A 21,297-nucleotide genomic window follows, 5' to 3' on the forward strand; every position below is an offset into this window, starting at 1 on the left:
CGCCGCACGGGACGCGTCTTTGCCCGATCACATCCGGCGAGCCATCGAGATCACTCCCGCTGCGGGCGCCAGGGAACGGATCATCGACATCACGACGCTGGGCCGCCGCACCGGGCGGGCGCGCCGCATCGAGATCTTCTTCTACCGGGCCGCGGGCGCGACGTACCTGTGCAGCGGCGCGGGCGGTGCCGCGACCGACTGGCACGCGAACCTCCTCGCCCATCCCGACTTCACCTTCCACCTCAAGAACGGGCTTCGAGCGGATCTGCCCGCGCGGGCCACGCCGGTCACCGACCCGGCCGAACGTCAGACCGTGCTGGCGGAGATCGTGGCGGATCTCAATCAGCCGCACGACCCTGGCACGATCCGGCCGACTCGGCTCGAAGACTGGGCTGACAGCAGGCTGATGCGCATCAGCTTCCGCGCTCGGTCGTGATCGCGGATCCGTCGAGATGCGACTGAGTTCCCAGCACGGCTAACCGCCGCCGTCCAATATGTCTCGCCGATCAGTCGGTGCTGCCTGCGCCCGGATGCTCTGGACGCGCTGACATGTCCGCTGTGACGGGGTTCAGGATTCTCGATGCGGCGGACGGCGTGACACCGAGATTCGGCTTTGGCGGCAGTGAAGCAGCTTGGCCGACTTGTATGTGCCAGCGTGGTAGACAAGGCATGATGGGCTCGACCAGAAGGAGGGCTGTGGAAACCGTAGTACGCACGCCGCTGGACATCTTCAACCTGCCTCAGCACTTGGTGATCCCACTCTTCCAACGACCCTACGTCTGGAACGAGGAGAAGCAGTGGGCGTCTCTGTGGCAGGACGTGCGGCGCATGGCCGAACTTCGCCTGGCTGACCCTGCCAGCACAGCGACGCACTTTCTAGGGGCGATCGTGCTCCAAGCCCAGGGCAATCCGACCGGTACGATTCAGCTTCGGCAGGTCATCGACGGTCAGCAGAGGCTGACGACACTGCAACTGCTTATGGACGCAACTGCTAGCGTCATGGAATCCCGTGCCGAAGACAACCTTGCACTCCAACTGGAAGCGTTGACGCACAATTCCGCCCACTACGTCCAGTCTGACAAGGACGTTCTCAAACTTCAGCATACCAACCGCGATCGGGCCGGTTACGACGAAGTGATGCGTGCCGATCCGCCGATCGCCTACAGTGAACTGAAGCAAAGCCGAAGCTTGTTGGTTCTCGGTCACAAGTTCTTCAGCGGGCAGGTTGAGCAGTGGCTTGGCGATGATAGTCGTCCAGATTTTGCGATGCGTGCGCAAGTTCTCACTAGTGTCATAACTCGAGCTTTGCAGATCGTCGTTATCGACTTGCGGGCGGACGAGAATTCGCAGGAAATTTTCGAGACCCTCAATGCCCGCGGTACGCCGCTCACGGCGGCAGATCTCATCAAAAACTTCGTCTTCCAAAGACTTGCCGCTGAGCGCGTTGACACGGAAAAGGCGTACGTCGAAGATTGGCCTTTCGGGTCGGCGTTCTGGGAAAAAGAAATCGGCGTGGGCCGTTACTCTATCGGTCGAAGCTCTCTCTTTCTTAATCAATGGTTGATGTCGCGGGTCGGCGAAGAGACTTCTCCTCGACAAACGTTCGCCCGGTTCAAGTATTTTGTCGAACACGAATCGGGCATGGCGATGGCGCAGCTGCTTCCGGTATTGAAACGTCAAGCGATTCTGTACGAGCGTTGGACTAATCGGGCCGCTGACCCGCATGCGGACTTGAGTGTCGTGGAACTTTCGGTGTACCGCCAGCAAGCTAGTGAAATCGAACTCATGAAACCGATACTTATCTGGCTGCATGAGTCGGAAGGGCGCTATGCCGACGCTGTGATTGATCGAGTAGTCCGAGCGGTCGAGAGCTGGGTTTTTCGCAGGGCACTCTTGCGATTGCCCACTGCGGATCTGGGTCGAGTCGTCGCTGATCTCATCAAGACTCATCGGACCACCTCGCAGGACGAACTCGCGGCCCAGGTCGAAACCTACCTGTCGCGGCTAAATGTGGCGAGTACTTACTGGCCCGGGGACGCGGAGATCCAGCGCGTGCTCGCCACTGAGCCGGTCTACCGGCGCTTCAAGCGGGGCCGGCTGCGAGTCTTCCTGGAAGCCGCAGAGGATTGCCTGAGGGGATACGCTGATTCATCCGGCCTTTCGGGTGGTCGGATAGCCCGCGTCGGCTACCCGATCGAACACGTCATGCCTCAAAAATGGGAGACGTATTGGCCCGTTGATGACCTTGCTGCCGACGTTGACCGACGTGAACACGTGCACCGGCTCGGCAATCTCACGCTGCTTACGAAGTCGCTGAATTCGAGCATCTCCAATGGCCCTTGGCTCGGCGATGGAGGGAAGCGTGCGAAACTTCGCGAGCACGACGTTTTCTTGTTGAACCGGAAGCTTGAGGACATCTCGGCCGATGGCTGGGACGAGGGTCTTATCGACCGGCGAACCTCGGACTTGATCGGCGCGCTGCTGGCGACGTGGCCCGTACCTGAGGGGCACGTCGGGGAGGTCAAAGACGCGCCGGCTGAGTCGCTTGCCTCCGTATCTCTCAAGCAGCTCATCGCTGCGGGCCACCTGACTCCGGGAACAACTCTCAGAAGCCGGCCGGGCAACTGGGGCGATCACGAGGCCGTCGTGCTGGAAAACGGCGCGCTTTCCCTCGGGGGTCAGGTATTCAGCTCTCCTTCTGCGGCTGGACATCACCTGCGCAAGGGTGCGACCAACGGCTGGTACTTCTGGCTGCTTCCCGACGGTCGCCGGCTCACCGACCTGCGCGAGGCCTACCGGAACGGGGGCTGACTTCAGTCGTCGTCGTGCGGTCGGCTGCTGGGACGGCGGTTGGAGACACGTAGAAGAGGGTGGCGTGCGCGGTGCGGGACACCTGGGCGTGCCTTCGAGCTCGACTACCACGCGGCTCTAGAGGCGTCGCGGTGGCATGAATTCCATGGCGGAGCGGCGGCGCTGTCGGGCGACGCGCTGGAGAAGCTGCTCGCTCCCTGGCTTGCCCGCTGACCGTTTCGTGCCTCAACGGCCGTAGTCGTTTCGTCGGGTGGTGCCGGGTGCACTGCCTGGCTCGAATCTGGGTGCGGAGTGTCGTACCCAAGGGCGAACGCGATGGCGACAGTGAGTCCTCACGTTCGACCGACAAGGACACTCAGATGCCCACTCAACGACGAGTGCGTGGTGCTGCCGCCGCAGGCGTGGTCGCGGTCGCCACCGTTTTGATCGGAAGCAATGCCCGCAGGCGTGACGAGTCGTTCGGTCTGCAGGCGCGGCCTTGCAAGGCCCGGGTCGTGCGCAAGATCCCCCAGGCGTTGCCGCAGGTGAAGAGCCGGTGGTCGGTTTTTCTCGCCTACGGGTTGCTCGCCGCCGCGAGTCAGGCGCTTTTCGTGAATTACGCGCCGGTGACCGCGGATGCCGCGCGGCATTTCGGGGTTTCCGTCGGGGAGATCGGGTGGCTGTCCCAGGTTTTCCCGTTGATCTACGTCGTTCTCGCCATCCCGGCCGGGCTCGCGCTCGACCGGTTTCTCCGGCCTGCCCTGATAATCGGCGCGGTGCTGACCGCCGCCGGGGCCTTCCTCCGACTGGTCGACGACGACTTCACCTGGGCCTTCGCCGGACAGGTCGTCGCCGCGGTGGGCCAGCCGCTCATCCTCAACGCCATTCCGGGGCTCGCGGTCGGGTACCTGGCCGTGAAGGACCGCGCGACGGGGATCGCCGTCGCGTCGTCGGCCACCTTCGGCGGCATGGTCCTGGGGTATCTGCTCGGCGCGTTCCTGCCCGGCGAGAGCAACATCCGCACCCTCACGCTCATCACCGCGCTGATCGCGTTGGACGCTGGGCTGTGCGTCATCGGAGCGTTGCGCTTGCCGCCGGCGCAGGCGAACCCCAGCGGCGGCCTGCGGGCCTTCCGCGCGGCGTTCGGGAATCGGTACGTCCGCCGGTTGTGCGCGGTCGTTGCCATTCCCATGGGTACGTTCATCGCTCTCGCGACGTTCGCGCAACCGTTGTTGGCTCCGGCCGGAATTCCGGAGTCCACCGCGGGGCTCATTCTCGCGTTCACCATGATCGCCGGTGTGCTCGGCTGTGCGGTCGTGCCGGTGTGGGCGGATCGGCGGGGCCGCGAGGTCGGGCTCATGGGCGCGGGGATCGCGTTCACCGCTGTGGCGTGCCTGCACCTGGCGTTGGTGCCGAGTGTCCCGATGGCCTACCTCGCGTTGCTGGGGACTGGTTTCGTGCTGCTGCCCGCACTGCCCATCGTGCTTTCGCTGAGCGAACGGCACGCCCTCGACGCGGAGAGCACCGCGGCCGGGCTCATCTGGATGGCGGGCAATCTGGGCGGGGTGCTGCTGGCGACGGTCGTCGGCTTCCTCGTCGCCAGCCCGGCCATCGCGTTCGCGGCGCTGGCCGGGGCGACCCTGCTCGCGCTTCCGGCACTGCACTGGTTCCGGAAGCTGGAGCAGTAGCGAGCTCAGTCGGAACCGTCGGCCATGACTTCCGGCGCAATGTCCAGCACCAGCAGCGCGGCCGCGACATGCGTGGGGTTGTTCTCGACCTTGACGACCGAAAGTTCGTTGGCGCGCGAGACTCGCCGCTCCACGGTGTTGCGGTGTGCGTAGAGGTTGGCGGCCGCCCGCGTGGTGTTGAAGCCGCACTGCACGTAGGTGAGGAGTGCCTGCCGCAGCGCCGGGTCGGCTTCGGCCAGCGGACCGAGAGTGTTGACGACGAACCGGCGTGCGCTGTCGCGATCCTTCGTGAGCGCGTCGATCAGTTCGACGTCCGCGTAGGCCGTGAACCGGCGGTCGGAGCCGAGCCGGACGATCAGCGCCTGCGCCGAGAGCGCGTCTTGGTGGCTGGACCGGAACCCGTCGAGCCCGCGTCCGGGCCGTCCCACTGAGACGCGGACCTCGTTGACTGCCAAGATCTTCTCCGCCGGATGCAGGTCCGGGACGTCCGCTCCGGACAGCCAGATCCAGCGCGAGGTGGTGCTGGCACGGGCGACCAGCGTGCTCCGGCTCGCGTCGGGGGAGCGCAGGGCGGCGGTCGCTTCCTCCAGGCAGTCCTGCTGGCCGGGATCGTCGACCCACAGCACGAGACCCACGTGCCACCGCCCCATTCGGTAGCGCAACCGCCGCTCGGCCAGATCCTCCGACACCGGCGTGCCGCTGGCGATCATCTGGATCAGGGCGATCGCCTCGGCGTCCGCGTTGCCCATCGCGGCGGCGAGGCTGGTCTCGTGCAGGGTCGCGACCGAGTCGAGCGCGTACTGCATCAGCGACTTCGCCGACACGTCCAGGACGTCCACGAGCAGGTCCCGGTCCGCGCAGTGCGCCGCGCATTCCTCCAGCCAGCGGCGCCAGCCGAGCCCCAGCGCCGCGCGCCAGCCCTCGGCGAAGTCGGGTGCGATGCCGCGGGCGACGAGATCGCCGATGTACGCGGCGATCCTCGGCCCGACGTAGGGCTCCACCCGTTGTCCCGGACGCTGGATGTTCGAGGTCAGCCACTGCACGAGATCCGAGCGGTTGAGCTCGTGGTCTTCCTCGCCCAGCGACGCGTCCGTGAGCGCCACCGGGTTGTACTGCACCCGGCGGGTGGACGCGGAGACGGCGTCGGCCAGCGCTTCGGCGTCCGCCAGGAGCCGCTGGCACACGGCCCGGATCGCTTCGGCGGCCTCGGCGGTGGGCGGGGGCCACAGCTCTTCCATCCCCGAAGTGTGCCTCGGCTCCGGCGAATCGGCACGGCACGCGCCGGGGGAGTGCATCGTGCACACGCTCCCGGCGAAGCCGGTGCCCGCTGTCGTTGTGACCGGCGTCGCGTCTCGCGACAGTGGAGCGCACATCAGCAGCCGGCTCAACGAGGAGAGGCAGACATGACAGATGAGGTGTCGGACGCGATCGAGGAGTTCGACGTCGTCGTCATCGGTGCGGGAATCTCCGGGATCGGCGCGGCCGCGTATTTCAGCCGGGAGCTTCCCGGCAAATCGCTCGTCGTGCTGGAGGGCCGCGACAACATCGGCGGCACCTGGGATCTTTTCCGCTACCCGGGCATCCGGTCGGACTCGGACCTGCACACGTTCGGGTACGAGTTCAAGCCGTGGCGCCACGAGGCCGCGATCGCCGACGCTCCGCTGATCCGGGAGTACCTCCAGGAAACGGTGGCGGAGAACGACCTGGCGCGGCTGATCAGGCTGCGCCACCGGGTCGTCCGGGCGGACTGGTCCACAGTGGACTCGCGGTGGACGCTGCGCGTCGAGGCGGCGGACCCGGCCACCGGGTCGGTCACGACGAAGACGATCCGGGCGGGCTGGGTGTTCGCCGCGACCGGTTATTACCGCTACGACAAGGGATTCACCCCGGAATTCCCCGGCCGCGAAGACTTCGGGGGGACGATCGTCCACCCGCAGCACTGGCCGGAGAACCTCGACTACAGCGGCAAGAAGGTCGTCGTCATCGGCAGCGGCGCGACCGCGGTGACGCTCGTGCCCGCGATGGCGGGAACTGCCCAGCACGTCACGATGCTGCAGCGCACGCCCACCTACATCATGTCGCTGGCCCGCGTCGACCGGCTCGCGTTGACGCTCACGAAGCTGCTGGGAGAAAAGCGCGGGTACGCCGCGACCAGGTTCAAGAACATCTGGATCGAACACGGGATCGTCAAGGGCCTGCGTGCGTTCCCGAAGATCGGGCGCGCGCTGATCCGGCGGGAGAACCTCAAGCGGCTGCCCAAGGGATTCGACGTCGACAAGCACTTCAACCCGCCGTACGACCCGTGGGACCAGCGGCTGTGCCTGGCCCCGGACGGCGATTTCTTCGACGCGATCTCGGCGGGCACCGCCTCGGTCGTCACCGACTCCATCACGAGGTTCAGCAAGCGCGGCATCGTCCTGGAATCGGGCGAGGAGCTCGAAGCCGACATCATCGTCACCGCGACCGGGTTGAACATGCGGCTCTTCGACGGGATGCCGATCGTGGTCGACGGGCGCGAAACCGACATCGCGGACTCGGTCTCCTACCGCGGGATGCTGCTGAGCGGGATTCCCAACTGGGCGATGGCGATCGGCTACACGACCTCGTCCTGGACGCTCAAGGTGAGCCTGATGTGCCGCTACTTCATCGACCTGGTCCGGCACATGGACGCACACGGCCACGACCGGGTGGTCCCGGTCGCCGTGCCGGGGATGCCGCGCAAGCCGGTGATGGACCTGAAGGCCGGCTACGCCAAACGGGCCGAGAAGCGGCTGCCCAAACAGGGACCCGCCGCCCCGTGGCGGATGGCGATGTCGTTCCCCGAGGACGCCAAGGCGCTGCGCGGCCCGGTCGCCGACGAAAACCTCGAGTTCGGCAGCGCCCGCGTGGTCGCGCTGCCTGGCGAGAGGCGGTCGGCCCATGTCTGAGGAAGCCACCGACCAGTACGCGGCCCTGCCGTCCGGCACGACGATCTGCTTCCGCGACCACGGCGACCGGGCCGATCCCGCGATCCTGCTGATCGCCGGCCTTGGCGAGGACCTCACCTTCTGGCCCGGCTCGTTCGTCAGTTCGCTGGTGGACCGGGGCTTCCGCGTCATCACGCTGGACAACCGCGACGTTGGCCAGTCCACGTTCGCGGCCACCCCGCCGCCCGCGCTGTGGCGGCAGCTGCTCGCCCGCCCCCGCGCGGACGCCTACTCGCTGGCGGACATGGCCGCTGACGCTGTCGGCGTCCTCGACCACCTCGGGATCGGGCAGGTGCACCTCGCCGGCCGGTCCATGGGCGGGATGATCGCGCAGACGGTCGCCGCGGCCGAACCCTCGCGAGTCCTGTCCCTGACCTCGATCTTCTCGACCACGGGTGCGAAGAAGATCGGCCAGCCGGCTTGGTCGACGATGCGGCTGCTCGCGGCCCCGCCGGCGCGGACCCGGACCGCGGCGGTGCGCGCCCACCTGCGGATCACCAGTCACATCGCCGGAACGGGATACCCCATCGACGACGCGGCCGAGGCAGCCGTCGCGGCGGGCGGCTGGGACCGTGCCGCGGGGGACCTGGCCGCGGGCTCGGCCCGGCAGATCCAGGCGATCCAGGCCTCCGGGGACCGGACCGCCCAGCTGACTCGGATCACCGCTCCCACCCTGGTGATCAACGGTGATCGGGACCTGCTGGTCGCGCCCAGCGGCGGCGCGGCGACCGTGCGGGCGATCCGCTCCGCGCAGCACGTGGTCATTCCCGGCATGGGGCACCACATCCCCGAGGCGCTGGTCGAGCCCATCACGCAGTACATCGCGGAACACGCCAAGCGGGTGACCGAAGGCGGGAACCATGCGCGGATCTCCTGAGGGCGGCATCTGCCCGTAAGCCGGGTCGCTGATCGCGGACGGTTCGCGGCACGAGGATTTTTGACGGGATTTGGGCGGAGAAGCCGAAATTCCCTCCCTTCGCGATGGTCAGCCCGCGCGGTCCGCGGCTGCTGGCCTCACCCGCACTACATCTCGCTGCACGCATCTGCGTGGGCAAAGGAGGAAATCATGTCGAGTTCCCGGAATACCCGCCCCAAGGCCGTTTCGGTCGATGTCGTGGTCGTCGGTGCCGGATTCGCCGGGCTGAGCGCCGCCGACCGGCTGGTGAGCATGGGCAAGTCCGTCCTCGTCCTGGAAGGCCGCGACCGCGTCGGCGGCCGGTCGTTCTCCGGCGAGGTGGCCGGGGTGCGGGTCGACCTCGGCGCGACCTGGGTTTCCCGCAGGCACACGGCGATCCGCGACCTCGCGAGCCGGGCGGGCTGCACCCTGACCGGCCAGTTCGCCGAAGGCCGCAACGTGCTGTGGATGGCCGGACGCCGCCGTACCTACCAGGGCACGATTCCGAAGGTCTCGCCCGCGGCGCTGGTCGACATGGCGCGCGTGCAGCTGGCGCTGAACAAACTGGTCGCGAGCATCGACGTCGAAGCGGCCTGGAATTCGCCCCAGGCAAGCGAATTCGACGCGATCTCGTTCGGCGAATGGCTCGACCGGAAGCACGCGGCTCCGGCCACCCGCGCCCTGATGACCGTCGTCAGCAAGGTGCAGTGGGGCTGCAGCCCAGGAGACGTTTCACTGCTGCACGCCTTGCGCTACATTCGCGCGGCGGGCGGAGTCGACCACATGCTCGACGTGGAAGGCGGCCAGCAACAGGAACGGTACGTCGAAACCACCCAGGAGATCGCCAAGCGCGTCGCGGAGCAACTGGGTGACCGCGTTGTCCTCGGGACGCCGGTTCGCCGGATTGCGCAAGACGAAAACGGCGTCACAGTGAGCACCGATTCGGAAGAAATCACGGCGAAGTACGCGATTGTCACGGTCGCGACTCCGCAGCGCGCCGAGATTGAATTCAGCCCCGCTCTGCCCGAGCAGGCGGCGGGGCTCGCGAAAAACTGGCGCATGGGCATCCTGAGCAAGGCATTCGTCGCGTACGAAAAGCCGTTCTGGCGGGCCAATGGACTTTCCGGCGAGGGACTGACCGATACCGGGACGGTGTTCATCACCTTCGACGTTTCGCCCGACGCCGGCGGACCGGGCATTCTGATGACGTTCTGCGACCCTCGGGTGTTCGACGGGTTCAGCCCCGAACGGCGCCGCAGCATGGTCCTCGAACAGCTCGTCCAGCTGTACGGCACGCAAGCGGGCGCGCCGATCGACTACCTGGACCACTGCTGGGGAGAGGAACCGTTCGCGCCGGGCGGCCCGAACCCGGCTGTCGGTCCATACGCGACCACGACTTACGGTCCCGCTCTCACCGAACCGCACGGGCGCGTCCACTGGGCGGGCACCGAAACCGCGGGCGAGTGGGCGGGCTGCATGAACGGCGCCGTCCTGACCGGGCAGCGCGCCGCCGAGCGCGTCGCGGCCGCGGTGGCGCGCGAATCCCAGGAGGTGCTGGCGCGATGAAGGACATCCTTTTCCTGCTCGCCGATGTGTGGATGATTTTCGTCGGCTACTTCTTCGGCTGGAAATTCATCCGCCGCTACGGCAATTACCTGCTCGGTCTCGAATGGATGGTCGTCGCGACTTCGGGCAGCAACTTTCTCGTCTGGTCGCTGCTCGGGGCCAACCCGGGCAGCATCCTTTACGACATCGCGTATTTCTTCGACGCCTTCTCGCGGTCGCTGGGCATCACGCTCATCCTCGTGATGGGTCTGATGAAGGTCACCCGCAACTACAAGCCGAGCCTCGCCGTCGACGTCGGCGTGTTCGCGCTCGCCACCGCGGCCGGGCTGTTCCTCCGGCAATTCCACGGCGAAGACCCCCGCGTCGACCACGGTGCGTTCGCTGTCGCCGCGTTCTACGTCGCGGTCAACCTCGCTACGGCGGTCTTCCTGGCGTACTTCGTCAAGCGGCTTTGGAACGCCGGCGCGAAATGGCCGGCGATCTGGACCGGGCTGGTGACCGCCGCCGCAACGACCATCGCGATCACCTACGACTTCTTCCCCTTCCCGTTCGACGACGCGAACCGCACGTTCTTCTACACCGCGGCACTGGCGACGTGGGGTACTCAGGGATTCGTCTACTTCTTCGCTTACCGCGCGCTGCATAACCACAAAGTGGCCTCGGGCGTGAAGACGGTGCAGGAAGCGGGTGCGTCGTCATGAGCAAGCAGTTGTACGCCGTGGTCAACCCGGCTACTGGCGAGCTGGAGCAGGAGTATCCGGCCGCGACTGACGCGGCCGTGGACCAGGCCCTCGACGCGGCTGCGAACGCGTACCGGCAGTGGTCGCAAGAGACGACCCTCGCTGAGCGCGCCGAGGTGCTGAACGCCGTCGCTGCGTTGCACAACGAGCGCAGTGGCGAACTTGCCCGCATCGCACAACGGGAAATGGGCAAGCCGCTGGAAGAAGCCGCCGCTGAGGTCGAGTTCAGCGCGTCGATCTACGCGTATTACGCCGCGAACGCGCACAAGTTCCTCGCCGACGAGCCCGTCGAGTTGCTCGAGGGGGAGGGCACGGCGTTCGTCCGCCGCCAGCCGATCGGCACGTTGCTGGGCATCATGCCCTGGAACTACCCGTACTACCAGGTCGCCCGATTCGCCGCGCCGAATCTCGTACTGGGCAACACCATCGTGCTCAAGCCCGCGCCGCAATGTCCGGAATCTTCCGCGGCTCTGCAGCGGATCTTCACCGACGCGGGCTGTCCCGAGGGCTGCTACGTCAACGTCTACGCGACCAACGAACAGGCCGCCGACGCCATCGCCGACCCCAGGGTGCGCGGCGTTTCCTTCACCGGTTCCGAACGGGCTGGCGCGGAAATCGCCGAAAAGGCGGGCCGCAACCTCAAAAAGGTAGTGCTCGAACTGGGCGGCTCGGATCCGTTCCTCGTGCTGTCTTCCGCCGACCTGGACGCGACGGCCCAGGCCGCGGTGGACACGCGATTCGAGAACGCCGGACAAGCCTGCAACGCGGGCAAGCGGGTCATCGTCGCCGCCGAACTCTACGACGAATTCCTAGACATATTCACGAAAAAGGTGCTCGCCACAGCCGACGGACTGGCTCCGCTGTCCTCGGTGGCGGCCGCCGAGCGTCTCGAAGCACAGGTGCAGCGGGCTGTCGACGACGGCGCGACCCTAGTTTGCGAAGGGCGGCGCGAGGGCGCGTTCTTCCCGCCGGGCGTGCTGACCGGGGTGTCGCCGAATTCGCCGTCGGCCGCCGAGGAATTGTTCGGCCCGGTCGCGACGGTCTATCGCGCGGAATCCGAAACCGAGGCGGTCGAACTGGCCAACAGCACTCCGTACGGACTGGGCTCGTACGTGTTCACCACGGATCCGGAGCAGGCGATGCGGGTCGCCGACCGGATCGAGGCGGGCATGGTTTTCGTCAACGGCGTCGGCCTCGAAGGCGCGGAACTGCCGTTCGGCGGGGTCAAACGGTCCGGATTCGGCCGGGAACTCGGCCGGGCGGGGATCGACGAGTTCGCCAACAAGAAGCTCATCCGCACGGCTCGGGCGTGAATCCGGAGGGACTCTCTGATGACTGTTGAATTCGACGCCGCCGTCTTCACCTCGCCGGACGCGCCGCTGACCGTCGAGCGAGTTTCGCTTCCCAGCACGCCGCCGCCCGGCGAGGTGCTGGTGCGGCTCAAAGCGAGCGGGGTGTGCCACAGCGACTTCCACGTCCTCGTCGGGGAATGGGAGACGCCCGCGCCGATGATTCTCGGCCACGAAGGCGCCGGAATCGTCGAGAGCGTCGGCGAAGGAGTCACGACCCTGGCGAAGGGCGACCACGTCGTCCTGTCCTGGACGCCTTCCTGCCGGCGATGCCGTTACTGCGTCAGCGGTCGGCCCGTTCTCTGCGACATGGTCAGCCAGCACTCGGCCAACCACCTGTCGTTCGACGGTCGGACCCGCGTCACGTCGACGGACGAACGGGATGTCTACAGCTTCGCGGGCCTCGGAACGTTCGGCCAGTACACGCTCGTGCCCGAATCGGCCGCGATCGCGATCCGGAACGACGCGCCGTTCGAACAGGCCGCTCTGGTGGGATGCGCCGTGACCACCGGCGTCGGGGCGGCGGTCAACACCGCGCAGATCCGGCCGAGCGACACCGTGCTGGTGCTGGGCTGCGGCGGGGTCGGGTTGAACGCGATCCAGGGTGCACGCCTGGTCGGCGCGCGGAAGATCATCGCCGCGGACCTTTCCGACGAGAAGCTCGAACAGGCCCGCGTTTTCGGGGCGACCGACCTGGTCAACAGCGGGCGGGAGAACCTCGCGGACCGGGTGCGCCAGCTCACCGACGGACGCGGGGTGGAGGTCGCCATCGAGGCGATCGGGTTGCCGCGCACCATCGAGGCGGTTTACGAGGTGCTCGCCCGAGGCGGAAAAGCCGTGGTGGCCGGGCAGGTGGCGGACGGCGTCCGGATCTCGATCGACCCGTTTGTCATGTCCGATCAGGAGCTTTCGCTCGTCGGCTCCAACTACGGCTCGAGCAAGCCGGACGTCGATTTCCCGCTGCTGGTCGACCACTACATGAACCACCGCCTCGATCTCGACTCGCTGGTGACGCGCGTGATCGACCTCGCGGAGGTCAACGAGGCGTTCGACGAAATGAAGCGCGGCATCGGCATCCGCTCGGTGATCAAGTACTGAAGCCCTGCTGAAGAAAGGCACGGATTCGCCGCATGGCTCTGGAATCTTCGCGGATCGCCTACGAACGGACCCGGCGCAGCGTCGGCGGCGGGGTCGGGTCAGGCCTGCGCGCCGCGATGCGTCCTCATCCGCTCTTCGTGCGGGAGGCCCGAGGCGCGCATGTCTGGGACCTGGACGGAGATCGTTATGTCGACTACGTGATGGCCTGGGGCCCACTGGTGCTCGGACACGGCGACCCGCGCGTGCTGGACGCCGTGTCCGAGGCCGCGAAGAAGATGCAGGTAGTCGGCACCGGTCACGCCCTCGAGTACCTCGCCGCGGAGGCGGTCCTCGAAGCCGTACCCCACGGCGAGCGTCTGCTGTGGAGCAACACCGGAACTGAAGCGGTGCAAGTAGCCCTGCGCCTAGCCCGAGCCGCGACGGGCCGGCGTCGCATCCTCAAATTCGCGAAGAGCTACCACGGTTGGCACGACACCGTTTACGCCGGGATGTCCGACGGCGACCGTTCTGCGGAGCCAGCAAGCAAAGGGCAGTCGCCGAGCGTTCTGGACGATCTGGTGGTCGCGCGTTTCAACGACGTCGCGCTGGCTTCGCGGCTTCTGAACGAGTCTGTCGAACGCGACATCGCCGCGGTGCTCGTCGATCCGGTGATGAGCAATGCAGGGGTTGAGGCACCTTCGCCGGAGTTCCTTTCCACGCTGCGAACTTTGTGCGATCGGCATGGCGTTGTCCTCATCTTCGACGAGGTGATCGCCGGGTTCCGCATTGCGCGTGGTGGCGCGGCGGAGAAGTACGGGGTGCTTCCGGACTTGTCCGTCTACGGAAAGGCGATGGCCGGTGGGTTCACGCAGAGCGCCGTCGTCGGCCGGGCAGAGTTGGTCGATCAGGTGACGGATGGCGTCACTCATGCCGGGACTTTCAATGCCAACCCGATCGCGCTCGCGGCCGTCGAGGCGACGATGCGCATCCTGGCTGATCCGGCTGTCTACGAGACGCTGGAGAAGACCTCGGGCGAGTTCGAATCCGTGGTCGGCGGTGTTCTCGGTTCGGTTCCCGGCAGCGGGAGCTTCAACCGGGTCGGGTCGCTGCTGCAGTACGTACCCGCAGGTGGGGCGACGGGTCTGCACGGCACGGGTGGGCTGTGGACGGTGCTGCTGGAGGGGATGGTGCGGGAGGGGGTGCTGTTGATGCCGTCGGGGAAGGTTTTTCTCAGCACGGCGCATGCGGCGTCGGATATCGAGGCGACGGGGGAGGCACTTGAGAGGGTGCTGCGCCGGTTGTGATCTCGGAGCGGCTTCTGGCGGAGCCGCTGTTCCGATGCTCGCTCGCGAAGCTTCGCGAAGACGGCTGTGTGCAGATGTGTGCAGATGTGTTACATTTCGCTATGACCATCGGGCTGTGGTGGGAGGAAGCTGGTGGTGAGTACATCCGCACACGATCGGCTCGATATCCCGGTGCCAGTGACATCGAGCCGGCCTGGACGTTGGAGGCGGCAGCCGATCCTCATCGGATCACCCGCGATCCAGACCCGAAGAGTCATTGGGGGGACATTCGCGTGATCGGCTACTCGTCCGCAGCGGGATTCGTGATCACGGTGATCATCGATCACGTGGATCACTCGGGTGTCAACGCCTGGAAGACCAGCGGCGCTGACCTGCGTGCGTACCGAGCGGCGCTGGGAGGAGAGGACGATGCATCATGACTGAGCCCATGAGCCGTGAACAGGTGCTGGCCGGGATTCAGGGAGAGATCGCCGAGCAGGAAGCCGCGGCGCGGCAGGAAGCCGATCCCGTCAAGCGCGAGCGCATGCTGCGGCACGCACGGTCCCGGCACGACTACGTCGAGGAAGAAGCGGACGCGGTCGCTGATGACATCGCCGAGAACGAGCAGTCCGCGCTGTCTCTGCGAGTGCCCGCGGCGCTCGCGGCCGAACTGAAGGCTCGCGCCGCGGCCGAGCACATTCCTACCTCTGCCTTGGTGCGGCGGATTCTCACCCAAGCAGTGCAACGATCGGATGCGCCGGTGCTCACCGTCGAACAAGTCGAGCAGATCGCCCGACGGGTGTATCGCGAATCCGTCTGAGTTCGGCGGATCTGAACGAAACCTCGGCGGACAAGCCGCAGATGGCCCGGCTCGGGTGAGTGAGCGGGTCGACGCGGTGGCAGCGGGTCAGTCCGCGTGCCAGCCAGGGTTCCGACCCATCAAGTTCAACAACCGCTCCTGCCGAGACACCGACCCGCTGACCACCCCCGGCGCGGCGAAGAACCGATGTGTCGTGTCGGCAGCGACGGGGGATTCCGTCAACCCGGCGTAAATCTCCCCAAGCCCGTCGCTGATCCAAGCGACCAGGTCAGCATCAAGCCGGTCATCCACCCCCAGCGCACGGGCGAGATCCCAGGCGTGAATGGCGGAATCCGTAGCACGCACAGCCACCGCCTGGCGCCCAGTCACCTTCCCCAACGGGTAGTCGAGCACCTGATCCAGCGCACCAGGACGGCCGAAGGCGTCGGCGACCAGCCGCACCGACGCGGCATAAGCAGCGAGCGGGTCGTCGCCGAGGGCGTCGGCGTCGCGCATGCGCAGGAAGTCCTCCCGGCTGCTCCCGGCCAGCAGATCGACGTAGTTGAGATTCCCTCGCACCATGTGGTTGACCAGCTGGCGCACGTTCCATTCCGCACAGGGCGTCGGGGCCGTCCACTGGCCGGGGCGGACGGACGGCAAGCGCTGGCCGAATTCGGTGCTGGCGGCGAGGAATCGGTCGAGAACGTCGATCATGCCCGCCAGTCTTCCGCCGCGAGGGCGTCATGCGCTGGCGCAAATCCGACGTCGCACTAGCGCTCGATGAACTCGGTCAACGCGGCCACGACGGCATCGGGTTGTTCATCCGGGATGAAGTGTCCGGAATCCGGGATGACGACGCCGGTCGCGTTGTCCGCCCAGGGGCTGAGGGAAGCGGCCATGTCGGGGATCGAACCGTGGGAGGCGGAGATGCCCAGGACCGGGACGGTCAGACGCCGTTGCTCCAGGGTGGCGCGGTTCTTGCACGCTGACTCGGCCGCATCGCGGTAGTAGGCGAGCGAAGCCCGGAGACCGCCCTCGGCGGCGATGGCGGCGGCGTAATGGTCGGTTTCGGCACTGTCGAAAGTATCCGGGGACAGGGTTTTGGCTTTCAGAAACCAGTCGACGTACTCGCGTTCGCGACCGGCGAGCAGGGTCTCGGGAAGGTCGGGCACCAGGTGGAACGCGAAGTGCCAGGTCTTCCAGGCCCGCTCGGGATCCGTCGGGATGGACTCGGGGAGGGTGACTCCGGGGATGCCGGCGTCGAGCAGCGCGACCCCGTGCAGGTGCGCTTCGTGCTGTAGGGCCAGCGAGAAAGCGACCCAGGCACCAACGTCGTGCGCGGCCAGGTAGTACTTCGGCACGTCGAGCGCCGTCACCGCGGCCTGGACCTGCGAGGCGACGGTGTGGGTGTCGTAGCTGTCGTGCGGACGGTCGGAATGTCCTTGCCCGGGCAGGTCGATCGCGACGACGCGGAATCGCTCGGCGAGGCCCGGCATCGCTTTGCGCCAGGCCCACCAGGTCTGCGGGAATCCGGCGAGCAGAACCAGGGCGGGGCCGTTCGGCTGACCGCCTTCCACGGCATGCAGCTGGATGCCATCCGCATCGACCCAGCGGTGCGTGAAGCCGGGCAGGTCGGGCAGCGGCAGTGCGGAAATCGGGTTCGCGGCGGCAGTCATGACTCCAGCGTAGCGCATCTTGAACTGATCAGTCCAAGATGTGCTACGCTGGGCAGATGGCCGGGAAGAAGCAGTTCGATGTGGACGTCGCACTCGACGCGGCGATGGTCCAGTTCTGGCGAACCGGATACGCCGACACCTCGCTCGACGACCTCTCCAAAGCGACCGGGCTGAACCGCAGTTCCATCTACTCCTCGCTCGGCGACAAGGACGCGCTGTATCTGCGCTGCCTGGACCGGTACGCGACGCGCTACGGGGACAGGTACGACCAAGCTCTGGCGAAGGCGGCCGAGGAACCGCTGGGGGCGATACGGGAATTCTTCGACGTCACCCTGAGCCGCATCGCTGACCCCGAAGTGCCGGACGGATGTCTCGTCGCCCAGACCGCGATGGCGATTCCGGTGCTGAGCCCGGGCATCGCGGCGCGCGCGACCGAAGTGCTGGGCCGCCAGCGCACGCGGCTGCGGACCGCGTTGCGTGCCGGGAAGGTGCCTGACGCGGATGACTTCGCCGTGCACCTCGCGGCGGTCAACCAGTCATTGGCGGTGATGAGCCGGGCTGGGGCGAGCCAGAAACAGCTCCGCGCGATCGTCGACATCAGCTTGGGTGCGCTTTCGCGGGCTCTGGGCTAGCCGTCTTTGGTGATCTCGCACAGGGAAGCGCGCAGTGGCGAGCTGCCGCTGGTCGGGTCGCTCGGGCCTTGGCTCAGCACAAGATTGAGGTTCGCGCTGTCGTCGCCGAACGGCGGGTAGCCGGGCTGGCCGAGTCCGTCGGCGGGCTGCCACCAGCCGTGCTGTCCGCACACGACATCGGGGCGCAGGTTGCCGTTGAACTTCGCCTTCGCGCGGATTCTCCCCAACGGCGTCTCCAACCGCACCCAATCCCCGGCGGAGATTCCCCGGTCCGCGGCGGTTTCGGGATGGAGTTCGACGACCGGGTCGGGCGCGGATTTGCGCAGGCTGGTGATTTCCCGGTGCTGGGTTTCGCAGAAGAACAGCGACTTCGCGCAGGTGAGGATCAACGGGTAGCGCGTCGCCAGATCCGGCCGGGACCGCGGGCTGATCGACGGTTCGGCGAAGGTCGGCAGCGGCGGATATCCGTGTGTCCGCAACGGTTCTGAGTACAATTCGACCAGCCCGGACGGCGTCTTGAAGCCGCTCCGTTCGTACTTGCGGTAGACCGTCCGCAACGGCAGGCGGATTCCTTCCGGGGCGGCGCGCAGCTGCTCGAGGGTGAGGCCGCTGGGCGCGAGCTGGTGTCGCCAGGCCGCCTCGATGTCGCCATGGAAGAACTGATGGCCCACTCCGAGCGCGACGGCGAGATCGAAGATGATCCGCAGATCCGGCCGCGCCTCGCCGCGCGCGGCGACCAGCGGCTGTCGCAATTGGACAGTCGACTGCGCGGCCTGGCTGGTCTCGAAACCGATCCGCAGCGCTTCGGTCTCCCACGCACTCGTCGCGGGCAGCACGAGATCCGCTTGCTCCGCGGTCGGATTGAGGAACAAATCCGTGTGGACAAAGAAATCCAACGCACGGAGAGCGTCCCGGCCTCGCGCGCTGTCGCCGTGCGCCATGACCAGGTTGCCGCCGAAGTTGACCAGCGCCCGGGCCCGGTAAGGCACGCCGTCCAGCGCCGCACGGTAGAGGTCCTCGCCGGTGACGAACTCGAACCGGGCGGGTCCGAGCGGACGCTCCCGCACCCCGATGGTCTTGGCGCGCTGCTCGGGCACCAGCAGCTCCCGGCCGTCGACCGGGTTGGTCGGCACGGGCGTGAACAGCACGTTCCCGCCGGGCGCGTCGATGCATCCGGTGAGCGCGTAGAGCTGGCCGATGGCGCGTACGGTCTGGGTCGCGTTGCTGTGCTGCTCCAGCCCGCTCCAGGTGTAGAACGCGACCGGACGGTGTTCCCAGAGCAGCCGGGCCGTGGCGACGATCTGCTCCGCGGGCACGCCGGTGATCTCCTGCGCGACCTCGGGCGGGTACTTCGCGCACTCCTCGGCGATCAGGTCCCAGACCCGGCGCGACGGGCTGACCCGTTTCGCCGCGTTGGTCCACCGTTCGACGAATTCCTTGTCGTACCAATCATTCTCGATCATCACGTGGGTGAGCGACAACGCGAGCGCCGCGTCCGTTCCGGGGCGGACGCGCAGCCATTCGTCGGCCTTGCTGGCCAGCCCGGCGCGCCGGGGATCGACCGCGACGAGCTTGGCCCCTCGCCGCAGCGCGGCGGTGGTCGCGGTGGCGTGCGCGAGCCGCGAGACCGACGGGTTGTAGCCCCAGTAGAGGATGCACTGCGCGTTTTCGAGATCGGGTAGGTAAGCGCCGGGGACCGGCTCGCCCCAGGTGTAGAGCGTGGCCAGGTGGCGGCCCCAGCCGCAGAGTTCCATGTAGCTGACGAAGTTGGGACTCCCGAAGGCGCGCCGGAGCCGGGTCAGCCATTCGACGGTGTCCGACATCGCCGACGTCGAGGGCGAGGAACTGCCGAACACCACCGCTTCCGGACCCGATTCCTCCGCGATCGCGGTCAGCCGGGACGCGATCGTCGCCAGTGCTTCGTCCCAGCTGACGCGCTCCCATCCGGGGTCGGCCGCGCCTTTCGGGGCGGTGCGGCGAAGGGGATGCAACAGCCGGTCCGGATGCGCGACGATCTCCGGCGCGGCTTTGCCTTTGACACAGATCGCGGCACCGGTCGGATGGCCAGGCAGCGGGCGGAGCGCGAGCAGCCGCCCGTCCTCGACCGTCGCGGTAGCCCCGCACCTCGACACGCACAGCGGGCAGAACGTCGGCACCTCGGTCGCCATCGCGCACCTCCGGACTCTGCCTGGAAGTCGGCGCTGCCCCGTCCGGCGTAACAGCGGGAGTTTCAGCCGCGACTTTCCGGGGTGAGCAACGCCGCGCCGGTGCGGTTGTCCGAGCTGGTCGCCACCCTGTCGCTGGTGGCCGATCTCGGCATGGGCCGCCCGATGGAGCGCGTGCTGCGGCAGACCGTGATCGCGCTGCGGCTGGCCGACGCGGCGGGCGCCGACGACAGCGTGCGCGCGGCGGCTTACTACACGTCGTTGCTGACCTGGGTGGGCTGCGCCGCCGACACCAGCGAGCTGGCCGAGCTGTTCGGCGACGAGACCGAGCTGTACGCCGACAGCCACGACGGCGACCTCGCCGGGGTCGCGATGGCGATGTTCGTCCTGCGGCACCTCGGCCGCGGCGGTCCGCGACTCCGCCGCGCCGCGCTCGTCGGCCGGTTCCTCGCGACGGCGGGCCGGTCGGTGCAGCAGGTCATGCAGGCGCACTGCCAAAGCGCGAGCGAACTGGCCGGACGGCTCGACCTCGGCGAGGACGGCTGCCGTCCGCTGCTGCAGTCCTTCGAACGCTGGGACGGCCGCGGCGTCCCCGGCGACGCCGGCGGAGCGGACCTCGACCCGGCGATCCGGCTGGTGCAACTCGCCGACAACGTCGAGGCTTTCCACGACAGCGCGGGCGTCGACGGCGCGGTTACTGTCGCCCGGGAACGCCGCGGCACCCAGTTCGATCCGGAGCTGGTCGACTGTTTTCTGAACCACCGCGGCGACATCCTGGCCGAACTAGACCGGATCCAGGCCTGGGACGAGGTGATCGCCCTCGACCCGAGGCTCGGCGCGCAGTTGACTGAGGACGAACTTGACCGCGCATTGCAGGCGTTCGCCGACTTCGCCGACCTCAAATCCCCGCCTCGGCTGGGGCATTCCCGCGGAGTCGCTTCACTCGCCGCGGACGGTGCGACCCGGCTCGGTCTCCCGGCACCGGACGTCCGGCTGGTCCGGCGCGCGGGCTGGGTGCACGACATCGGGATGATCGGCGTCCCGAGCGCGATCTGGAACGCGACCCGGCCGTGGTCGCTCGCGCAGGCCGAACGCGCCCGCACGCACCCGTACCTGACCGAACGGATGCTCGCCGGAATGCCCGGCCTCGCCGCGGTCGCCCGCTGCGCGGCGCACCACCACGAACGCCTCGACGGTTCGGGTTATCCGCACGGACTTTCCGGCGACGCCCTGCCGATGCCGTCCCGGGTTCTCGCCGCCGCCGACGTCTACCACGCACTCGGCGAACCACGTCCGCACCGCGCGCCGCTGGTTCCCGACGCGGCCGCGCAGGTGCTGACCGCCGAAGCCCGCGCCGGACGTCTCGATCCCGATGCGGTGAGCGCGGTTCTGGCAGCGGCGGGCCAGCGGGTCCGTCGAACGCCGGACGGGTTGACCGCGCGGGAGACCGAGGTCCTGCTGCACTTGGCTCGCGGACTCTCGAATCCGGAGATCGCCGCCGCGCTCACGGTGTCCCGCAAGACGGTTTCGACGCATCTGGAGCACATTTACGCGAAACTCGGGGTGACGACTCGGACGCAGGCCGCGCTGGTCGCGATGCGCCGCGGGCTGACCGGGTGAAAGATCGGGCAGTTGCCCGATCCCCGGCAGTGCGGCGCGCCGTAAACCTGA

At 67.5% G+C, this 21,297-nt stretch carries 18 protein-coding genes; 14 read left to right on the forward strand and 4 right to left on the reverse strand.

The annotated features are described in order from the left end of the window. The first annotated feature begins 19 nt into the window (after positions 1 to 19). The 3 genes from EIZ44_RS33945 (at position 20) to EIZ44_RS33955 (ending at position 4,478) form a co-directional block, all read left to right on the forward strand. On the forward strand, positions 20 to 436 hold the full coding sequence (locus EIZ44_RS33945) for a nitroreductase/quinone reductase family protein (RefSeq protein WP_134733197.1): 417 nt from the start codon (positions 20 to 22) through the stop codon (positions 434 to 436). Positions 437 to 696: 260 nt separating this feature from the next. Next, positions 697 to 2,811, forward strand: coding sequence for a GmrSD restriction endonuclease domain-containing protein (locus tag EIZ44_RS33950; RefSeq protein ID WP_205673392.1), 2,115 nt, complete (start codon positions 697 to 699; stop codon positions 2,809 to 2,811). A 359-nt stretch (positions 2,812 to 3,170) separates the two neighbouring features. After that, positions 3,171 to 4,478: an MFS transporter gene (locus EIZ44_RS33955; RefSeq protein ID WP_134733199.1), complete on the forward strand. Its 1,308-nt coding sequence runs from the start codon at positions 3,171 to 3,173 to the stop codon at positions 4,476 to 4,478. Positions 4,479 to 4,483: 5 nt separating this feature from the next. On the opposite strand, the gene EIZ44_RS33960 is transcribed toward EIZ44_RS33955, so the two are convergent. Further along, entirely contained in the window at positions 4,484 to 5,716 is a 1,233-nt protein-coding gene (locus tag EIZ44_RS33960; RefSeq protein ID WP_134733201.1) for a PucR family transcriptional regulator, read from the reverse strand. 165 nt (positions 5,717 to 5,881) lie between these two features. Here EIZ44_RS33960 and EIZ44_RS33965 point away from each other — a divergent pair, with 165 nt between their 5' ends. The 9 genes from EIZ44_RS33965 to EIZ44_RS34005 all read left to right on the forward strand — a co-directional run bounded on the left by EIZ44_RS33965 (position 5,882) and on the right by EIZ44_RS34005 (position 15,174). Then, entirely contained in the window at positions 5,882 to 7,405 is a 1,524-nt protein-coding gene (locus EIZ44_RS33965; RefSeq protein ID WP_134733203.1) for a flavin-containing monooxygenase, read from the forward strand. Further along, the gene (locus tag EIZ44_RS33970; protein ID WP_134733205.1) at positions 7,398 to 8,321 is read left to right on the forward strand and encodes an alpha/beta fold hydrolase; all 924 of its coding nucleotides are present in this window, start codon (positions 7,398 to 7,400) and stop codon (positions 8,319 to 8,321) included. Before EIZ44_RS33965 ends, EIZ44_RS33970 begins: the two co-directional genes overlap by 8 nt. A gap of 189 nt (positions 8,322 to 8,510) precedes the next feature. Next, the gene (locus EIZ44_RS33975) at positions 8,511 to 9,905 is read left to right on the forward strand and encodes a flavin monoamine oxidase family protein (RefSeq protein WP_134733207.1); all 1,395 of its coding nucleotides are present in this window, start codon (positions 8,511 to 8,513) and stop codon (positions 9,903 to 9,905) included. Beyond that, positions 9,902 to 10,606 carry a transporter gene (locus EIZ44_RS33980; RefSeq protein WP_134733209.1) on the forward strand — a complete coding sequence of 235 codons (705 nt, stop codon included), beginning with the start codon at positions 9,902 to 9,904 and terminating at the stop codon, positions 10,604 to 10,606. The genes EIZ44_RS33975 and EIZ44_RS33980 overlap by 4 nt, the downstream gene beginning before the upstream one ends. Continuing rightward, complete coding sequence (locus tag EIZ44_RS33985) at positions 10,603 to 11,958, forward strand: NAD-dependent succinate-semialdehyde dehydrogenase (protein WP_134733211.1); 1,356 nt, start codon at positions 10,603 to 10,605, stop codon at positions 11,956 to 11,958. Before EIZ44_RS33980 ends, EIZ44_RS33985 begins: the two co-directional genes overlap by 4 nt. Before the next feature lie 18 nt (positions 11,959 to 11,976). Further along, on the forward strand, positions 11,977 to 13,092 hold the full coding sequence (locus EIZ44_RS33990; RefSeq protein WP_134733213.1) for a Zn-dependent alcohol dehydrogenase: 1,116 nt from the start codon (positions 11,977 to 11,979) through the stop codon (positions 13,090 to 13,092). 32 nt (positions 13,093 to 13,124) lie between these two features. Continuing rightward, the gene (locus EIZ44_RS33995) at positions 13,125 to 14,375 is read left to right on the forward strand and encodes an aspartate aminotransferase family protein (protein WP_134733215.1); all 1,251 of its coding nucleotides are present in this window, start codon (positions 13,125 to 13,127) and stop codon (positions 14,373 to 14,375) included. A 101-nt stretch (positions 14,376 to 14,476) separates the two neighbouring features. Then, on the forward strand, positions 14,477 to 14,794 hold the full coding sequence (locus EIZ44_RS34000) for a hypothetical protein (protein WP_134733217.1): 318 nt from the start codon (positions 14,477 to 14,479) through the stop codon (positions 14,792 to 14,794). Continuing rightward, on the forward strand, positions 14,791 to 15,174 hold the full coding sequence (locus EIZ44_RS34005) for a ribbon-helix-helix protein, CopG family (RefSeq protein WP_205673393.1): 384 nt from the start codon (positions 14,791 to 14,793) through the stop codon (positions 15,172 to 15,174). The genes EIZ44_RS34000 and EIZ44_RS34005 overlap by 4 nt, the downstream gene beginning before the upstream one ends. An 87-nt stretch (positions 15,175 to 15,261) precedes the next feature. Here EIZ44_RS34005 and EIZ44_RS34010 read toward each other — a convergent pair whose 3' ends face one another. Continuing rightward, positions 15,262 to 15,867 carry a TIGR03086 family metal-binding protein gene (locus tag EIZ44_RS34010; protein ID WP_134733219.1) on the reverse strand — a complete coding sequence of 202 codons (606 nt, stop codon included), beginning with the start codon at positions 15,865 to 15,867 and terminating at the stop codon, positions 15,262 to 15,264. A gap of 56 nt (positions 15,868 to 15,923) precedes the next feature. After that, positions 15,924 to 16,829, reverse strand: a complete 906-nt coding sequence (locus tag EIZ44_RS34015; protein ID WP_205673394.1) for an alpha/beta fold hydrolase — start codon at positions 16,827 to 16,829, stop codon at positions 15,924 to 15,926. A 56-nt stretch (positions 16,830 to 16,885) separates the two neighbouring features. Between EIZ44_RS34015 and EIZ44_RS34020 the strand changes: the two genes are divergently transcribed. Then, positions 16,886 to 17,461: a TetR/AcrR family transcriptional regulator gene (locus tag EIZ44_RS34020; protein WP_037810474.1), complete on the forward strand. Its 576-nt coding sequence runs from the start codon at positions 16,886 to 16,888 to the stop codon at positions 17,459 to 17,461. Here the strand turns inward: EIZ44_RS34020 and EIZ44_RS34025 are convergent. Beyond that, positions 17,458 to 19,629: a molybdopterin-containing oxidoreductase family protein gene (locus EIZ44_RS34025; RefSeq protein ID WP_037810372.1), complete on the reverse strand. Its 2,172-nt coding sequence runs from the start codon at positions 19,627 to 19,629 to the stop codon at positions 17,458 to 17,460. The genes EIZ44_RS34020 and EIZ44_RS34025 overlap by 4 nt on opposite strands. A gap of 81 nt (positions 19,630 to 19,710) precedes the next feature. Here EIZ44_RS34025 and EIZ44_RS34030 point away from each other — a divergent pair, with 81 nt between their 5' ends. Beyond that, entirely contained in the window at positions 19,711 to 21,246 is a 1,536-nt protein-coding gene (locus EIZ44_RS34030) for an HD domain-containing phosphohydrolase (protein ID WP_134733223.1), read from the forward strand. The last annotated feature ends 51 nt before the right edge of the window (positions 21,247 to 21,297 follow it).

It is taken from the genome of Amycolatopsis nivea (assembly GCF_004522235.1).
GTDB lineage: Bacteria > Actinomycetota > Actinomycetes > Mycobacteriales > Pseudonocardiaceae > Amycolatopsis > Amycolatopsis nivea.